The organism is Neogemmobacter tilapiae, from assembly GCF_014652215.1.
Lineage (GTDB): Bacteria > Pseudomonadota > Alphaproteobacteria > Rhodobacterales > Rhodobacteraceae > Neogemmobacter > Neogemmobacter tilapiae.
On the sequence record NZ_BMYJ01000019.1, the window covers coordinates 1 to 7,002 of the forward strand.

Sequence of the window (7,002 nt, forward strand, 5' to 3'; positions counted from 1 at the left end):
TCAGAGGTGGGTCAAATCTCGATGGAAAACCCGGGTCACTTCTCAGTGGAAATCAACACTCCTGTCCGATATCCGCGGAAGGCTTTCTCTAGCCGATCGAGTTTCCCAGTCAAATTGTACCACGGGCTACACTCGGCATGCTGCGACGCAACATAATAGACGCCATTCAGCGCGCGATTTACTTGAGAAAAATGAGATGGGCTATAGCGATTTAGTACAGAGAAGCCCCAAATAGACTGCTCTACCATGAACAGCAAAATTCCTCTCGTCCGATGGTCAGGCCAATTCTGCGCCTTCTCCCAAAGAAGGCTCATCGACTGAGCCGCACGCGGCAAGAAAAAATGATGGACATTTGAAAAGCCCTTCGGGGCTATTCGTGAGCCATGATACATCTGTTCGATTGGGAATCGAACAGTTGGCATATGTGAAGGCAGCGAAAGCCTCTCGACTTTTGCAAGAACGTCAAGATCATGCTGATCAAGCTGCTTCTGATACTTTTTGGCACCAATTGAGTAGGTTATAAATGATGGCTTGAATTTGACCTTTTGCCATGGGGTGTTCGTCGCTGGATCGATGCGCGTTTCCATAACGCGATCAAGCCTATCCTTGTTCAGATTTGCTCCACAGTGCGGACAAGGAAAGGAGTCGCGGGTCCGATTGTCTTCGTCCAAGGCTTCATCAATGAAGTTCACTTCGCCGGCACACTCCGGACAGGTGAAGATCTCACTCCAAACAGTGAACTCAATCCTGCCCTTCGTCTTGCCGTCAGAATGCAGCGTCTCGTACATCCAACCGATCTCGCGCTCAACGTCGCGCAGTAGTTGTTTTCCCGCCTTGGCAAAGGCATCGACATCAAAGGGAAGGTTGTAGTTGGCACTGATAAACGTTGCGGCTGGAGAAAGGTCGTTCAGCACAGCTCGCCGTGCGCCCCATTTTGGGGGTGACATGCCTGCCTTCTTCCACTCCATTTCCAGCTTTTGTCGATAGACTGCGGGCGCTGAGCCACACCACTGCGCCGCAACACCGGTCATCCCAGAGCCAGAGAAGCCATCCAGTACAACGTCTCCTGGTTCCGTGTAGTGAAGGATCGACGGCACGATGGCCAGGTGTGGCACCTTGGTATGGTAGGAATGCGCCTTGTAGATCGGGTCGGTCTTCCCTTCGGACACATCAATCGCCATCGGCTCGCGCGCATACTTCTCGGCTGGATCGTAGGGCCGCCCATAATGCGTCACGAACTCCGCCAGCCAAGGGTTCGGACAAGCGGTGTAGTAGGGCGGATCCGACATCGCGAGGATCGCCTCGTCGGTTCCTTTGGGAAACCCTTCCTGAGCCCGGAAGGCAGAATCCTTAAGCTTCTCAGCCAGCAGCGCCAAGAAGTGCTCTCGCCGATCATCCTCGCTCTGGAAGGTCATGCCGAGGCATTCCACTTCGCTTGGCTGGTTCGTGCCGGATTTTGGGCTCAGAAGGTCATTCATCGGGGTCACCTTTACGCGGCGTCTAGCTTCGCGCGAATGTTGGGGTAAGAGTACGGCGTGTCGTTTTTGCCACCATGCTGAGCGGTCATCTCGTCGACAAAGCGTTGCCAATGGTCTCGCGATGCCGGAAAGGCCGCTGAAGCGAGCTTGAAGACCTCCAGCAGGACATCCGCCGTCCCTGAAGCGTAGGAAATCTGACTGTTGCCTAGCACCGCATCGAGCAAACGGGCTATGTCATCTGCCCCAAAATGCGGAGCGAGCGGGATCACGACCGTCTGCCCAAGCTTCTCTGCATCGCGATAGCTGCCGGCGGTTGCGTAGATGTCGATACCGAACGGCACGAACTCCCGGCAGGGATTGTCGGACAAGAGCTGTATGCGCTCGGGCGCCGCGAAGCTCGTGAACTTTGCCAACAGCGTGTCGGCCAACTCAGGAATCGCGAACGCATCGAAGACCAGATGTTCCTTCAAGCCCTCGATCGAACACTGCTCGATGAGGCGTACGAGACGCAGCTTGACGGGATCGGTTAGCCAGCCCCAAAGCTGCGGCTCGGCTCCGATGAAGGTGCAGATGTTCAGAAGCCGACCATCACCTACGCCGTCAAAGAACTGACCAACAAACGGGTGGGCGATCTCTTCAAAGATACGCGTCTTCTTTGCGGCGACTTCGCTGAGCGTCCATGCAAGTTGGCGCTTCTTTCTGAGCAGTTCCTCTTCACCTTCTAGGAATGGCGCCTTGAGCAGAACCTTGATCAGGTTCGCCACCAAGGCATCTTTGGAGCGGTTCAGGTATTTGGCCGATACGAAGGTCCTGATGCTGCCCTCGGTCGACGGAAACGATGGACTGAGGACGTCTGCCTTAAAGCGATTGAGTGCGCTCTTTCCTTGAAGCGGCGCGTGAACCAGCAAGCACTGTAGAGCGTGAACAAGATGCGATCTGACGAGGTCAGGAGACGGTTGAAATAGCTCATCCTCGGTGATGAATGCCGGGTGGGCGCAAAGGTGGCGATCTTCTTGGATCCGCCGGAGCGTTTCAAACTCATGCGGTGTGACGAGCTGCAGATCGTCCTTGGCCGTATCGAGTAGCTCACGCTCCAGTGCCTGCATCTGCACGATGTTCTTGTACTCGATCGCATTGTCGAGCTTTCCAATGAACGCAATGGAAGCCGCGTCTCCCTGACTAGCCAGCTCCCGAGCCTTGGAGAACACATCGTGCACGACCGCGATCCACACGGACATGATTGCTGAGCGGAGAGCTCCTCCGCGATATGCAGTGATCGCTTCCTCGACCAGTCGACGAGACTCCCGGTCCCGAACCGCTAGCGCGAGAACATCAATGTCTGTGACAGCTTGGATGGACATGGACATCACTCCACCACGAAGCGCAGCTTGGTGGTGTCCTTGCCCTTGCAGCGGTCGTTCAAGAAGGACTCGAAGCGCTTGCGCAGGTCCTCGGGTGTTGCCGGGGAACCGCCTTTCAGGAGTGCCTGTCTGATGTCCGAGCTGCTGACGTTGATCTTTTCAAGCCCAGACAGGGCCTCCTGAACTGCCGCAACAAACTCAAGCGTCACCGGATCAGGCAGGCTCTTGGACGAGATGAACCCATCGACGAGGCTGCGGGCGGCAGGCTTCAGGAGATCGAAGTTCTCCTGGATGATCAGGTCGTCGAGGTTGTCGAGCAGGGTCTGCGTCCAGCCGTCGAACAGCCTGTCGAGTTCGTCATTGAGCTGTTTCAGGACGTTAGCAGCCGGAAGCAGCTCGCCTTGTTCGTTCGCCGGGCGGAAGCCGCAGTGCGGGCAGACGGGACTGGCCGAAAGCTCAGATTCCACGAGCGATGCGCAGCTCTTCAGTTTGTCCAGCTTCTCCTCGAAGGTCGTCAGCTGGCTGGTCGGCATCAAGGAGACGCCAGTCAACGCACGCATGGCGATGAGCCGCGGATCCTTGCGCAGCGCGGTTTTCGTCTTGTCTTCCGAGACCCCGAGGCGCGCTTTACTGTGCAGCCCGACATAGGCCGTAATATAATCCTTCTTCAGCTTGGCCAGCATCTGCCGGTACTCTGCCGCATGCTGCGCGGTCCTATCTGTCGCGAGCTTGTCGAGGGCCTGTTTACGAGCCTCCTGCGCTTGTCGCACCCAGGCATGATCTGCCGACAGAACCATTTCGGCTTGTGACAGATAGCTGGCCGTGGTGCCAAGCTCGGCCACCAACTCCAGCATGCCGTCGACCGCTTGCAGAACCTCGAGGTTCTTTTTCTGGGCCGCGATATCGTCCGAGCCGATGCGAAGGTTCTTGAGCTTGCCGACCGTGTTGTAGGGCGCCAAGCTCTCCGAGAAGGCCTTGAGCGCATCAAGTTTGGTGCGCCAGTCCCGGATCTCTTCTTCCCGGAGCAGCGGCTGACCCCAGAAACTCAGCCGACCAGGCATGTCCGTGGCTGCGCTGAGCACGCGCCGCGTCAGCTTCCCGACCTCCTCCTGGAGCAACTTGACAGGCTCGTCCGAGCCCTGCGTTGCCTGCTGAGCGAGCCCGGGCGGCAAGCCCAACATTTCGAACAGTGAGCGGAGGACCGCGACGTTGATTTCTCTCGGCGTCTCGACATGCTTGAACTGCTTCAGCTCGTCGAGCGGCCTTTCCGCGAGGAGCGTGATCTTGCCGGAATCGATCTTGTCGCCGGTTATCGCTAGCACGACATCGCCGGCATAGACCAGCCCGCCCAGAACGGTGACCAGCAGATCGGGCTCCAGGCGAAACTTGATCGGCGCGAAAAACTCAACGTCGGTATCTCCGCTGACCAGCTCACCACGATTGAGCACTTGGCCATGCCCTTTGGCCTTCAGGCGAGCCAAGATGTCCTGCGCATAGCGGGACCGTGTGGGTTCGATGCGGTCTCCGTCCAGCATCTCGATGCCGTCGAGGATAACCACCGCGTCTTTGGTTCGGTTTCCTCCTGCGAGTGCGCGTAGCGCGTTGCCGACAAGCTGCTTCCGGTTCGCCTCGGTGACGAGCGCAGAAAACGTCGGATATTCAGGCGCAATCTCGGCAAACTGGTTGTTCAGCGCGAGACCGGAGATGACGTTCACGACGTCGCGGAAATTGATCCGCTCTTCCGGGCCAAGACGCGCTTTTTCGCGCAGAGAGACACCCTTGGTCCACTCCTGTAGCGCCTTGGACTTACCCTGATAGGTCACCTCAAAGGCCGACATCTGCTTTTCTTGCAGCCACTTGCTCATGTCGCGCAGAGCATCCTTGGCCTTGTCGAGATAGACTGACTTCGCTCCACCGCTGGCAGTTGAGGCCAGGTCCTGCGCCGCTGCGTAGAAAGACAAATGGCGCCGGAAAGCATCATCGGGGTTCTTCAGCCGGAAGAACACCTCATCTGCTTTTTGGTCGTCGCGGAAGCGCGGCGGCTCAAAGGGCTGGATGAAGTAGATGTAGAAATCCCGCTCCGGCTGCGCCGTCGGTCGGTCGTTTGGGGCACCGAAGAACAAGTAGCCATTGCGCTCAACGCGGCGATCCTGCCACTCGATCTGGTACTGCCAGATCTGGTGCCCTGTCACGTAGGACGTCTCGTCAGTCCGCTCCATAAGCTGTCGGATGGCACTGTAATAGGCGCGATCCAGGGCGTCATTGGATAGCGCGTCCGCGCGTTTCTCGACCTGCGCGTCGTAGTCCACGTCCTTTTTGAGGTCGAGGAAGTACTGCTCGGTGTCCGCAGCCTTGGAGATGAACTGTCCATTGACGGTCCGGATTGTTTCTCGCAAGACGGTCTGGACAAGCGAAAGCAGATCGGCATCAGGATCGCCGCCCATGTCTTCGATACCAGGCTGGTAGAGGCAAAGCGTATCGCGCAACTCCTCGGCTGTGGGACCAACAGGGACATAGATGTCGCCACCCGTTGTCAGACGGTGGACAGCCAGACCATCGATAATCCTCAGCGCCATGGGTCGGTATTGTGGCCGCGTGAACGCTTTGCGAACGCGCTCCGACAGCACCTCGGACACCTTCAGAACCGGACCGATATTCGGATCGGCTTTCAGCACACCATTGGAAACGACCGTCTCCCAAAACTTGTCATAGCCAATGAGCCCCGGCCGATCCCGAGGCACTTCATCCTTCAGAACAGCCTGGATCTGGTCCCGCAAGGTGACCAGCGCACCGCGCTTTTCCGTGAAGACGAGCCGTTCGAATGTCCCGATGTAATCCGGGTGCACCGGGAAAAGCCGAACATATTCGTCCATGCGCTCGTTCATGGACCCGTAGAACTTGGCAAAGGGTGTCAGGTAGGTACGGATCTTGTCTTGCTGGTCTGCAGTCTTCTTGAGCAGCCGCTCGGCAACAACGAAGCTGACATCCTGGCGCGCGAGAAGCACCTGCGTGAAGCGGTCCTTGACGCGCCGTAGGCTGTCTGAGACATGCTGGAAGCGGCCGCTGTCGAAGATTGCCTCCTGAACGCCCGCGACGAAACGGAAGCGGAGATGCTTCGTGACCTCGCCAATCTCACGCAGGAACGACAGGTCGAGCACAAGGTCATGGTCACGGCGGGATCGCAGGTATTCGAGGAACTCGTCGACCACGAGAAGAACGCCATGGTCCGGATGCTTCTCTGAGAACGCGGCCATCATCTCCTCAAAAGAGGCTTTGTTGTTGACCACCTTGTCAGCTGGCGGAAAGGCGTAGGTCACCCCGTGCCTTTCGAGGAACCTCTCGAGTTGCTGGGTAATGATGTCCCGGAGAGACATCTGGCTGGACACCTCGATCCGGTGCACCTTGAACTTGCCCGCAATCGCGATGGCTGCTGCGGCCACCTTCGGATGCCGGATCATATCCATATAAGCCGCATCTTCTGCCACGAGCGACAGCACGGACATTAGGTGAGACTTACCAGTCCCGTAATTGCCGACGACCAGAACGCCCTTGTGATCCACGCTCTCGTCAAACGAGAGCTGTGGGATCATCTGGTTCGCGATGCGTTCGGCCATGTCGTCAGAAATGACGTAGGTAGAAATCAGCTTCCTAGCTTCTTCAGGCCGGTTGGCATCGAGAAGCTGAATGACAGACTCGATCTGCTCGAACTGAATGAGATCGCCATAATGCATGGGCATACCCGTTTCCTCTCAACGTACTTCAAATAGGATTGTGCCGTCGGGGCTATGATCCTGATGTTCTGGATGGCCCGACACGGCGTAGGACAGGCGGTTCTCGCGCAGCTCGCCCGGCCAAGCCGCAACCACTGGCCGGACACGGGCCTGAGCCCTCAAGACATCGAGCGGGCTGACCCGGAGTGCTCTGTCAAACAGGAGCTCAATGTTGTCGACCAAGAGCAGACCATGACCGGCCACCGTATCTGCCAAGTTCTTGCACAGCTCTGAAACCTGCAGGTGTCGGCGAGTCCGTGGAAGACCCAACAAATCCCTTCCGAGGGCAAGACCGGCGTTCAAAACTGGTATCTTCATGCGATCTGATAGCTGACTGTTGATTTCCACTGAGAAGTGACCCGGGTTTTCCATCGAGATTTGACCCACCTCTGA

General features: G+C 57.4%; 4 protein-coding genes. All 4 read right to left on the reverse strand.

Features of this window, described 5'->3' with window-relative positions; translation table 11 throughout:
- Positions 1-35: 35 nt before the first annotated feature.
- Entirely contained in the window at positions 36-1,478 is a 1,443-nt protein-coding gene (locus IE095_RS18005) for a DNA methyltransferase (protein WP_189413646.1), read from the reverse strand.
- Positions 1,479-1,489: 11 nt separating this feature from the next.
- Entirely contained in the window at positions 1,490-2,716 is a 1,227-nt protein-coding gene (locus IE095_RS18010) for a hypothetical protein (protein WP_189413649.1), read from the reverse strand.
- Between the two features lie 128 nt (positions 2,717-2,844).
- The gene (locus IE095_RS18015) at positions 2,845-6,576 is read right to left on the reverse strand and encodes a DUF6079 family protein (protein WP_229804941.1); all 3,732 of its coding nucleotides are present in this window, start codon (positions 6,574-6,576) and stop codon (positions 2,845-2,847) included.
- A 12-nt stretch (positions 6,577-6,588) separates the two neighbouring features.
- Positions 6,589-7,002 (reverse strand): BREX-3 system P-loop-containing protein BrxF (brxF, locus tag IE095_RS18020; RefSeq protein WP_189413652.1); only part of this gene is annotated, 414 nt, incomplete at its 5' end.

Bases quoted from the DNA above. Each gene is read 5' to 3' on its own strand.
- IE095_RS18005 (WP_189413646.1), bottom strand. From the start codon at position 1,478: ATGAATGACCTTCTGAGCCCAAAATCCGGCACGAACCAGCCAAGCGAA.
- IE095_RS18010 (WP_189413649.1), bottom strand. From the start codon at position 2,716: ATGTCCGTGTGGATCGCGGTCGTGCACGATGTGTTCTCCAAGGCTCGG.
- IE095_RS18015 (WP_229804941.1), bottom strand. From the start codon at position 6,576: ATGCCCATGCATTATGGCGATCTCATTCAGTTCGAGCAGATCGAGTCT.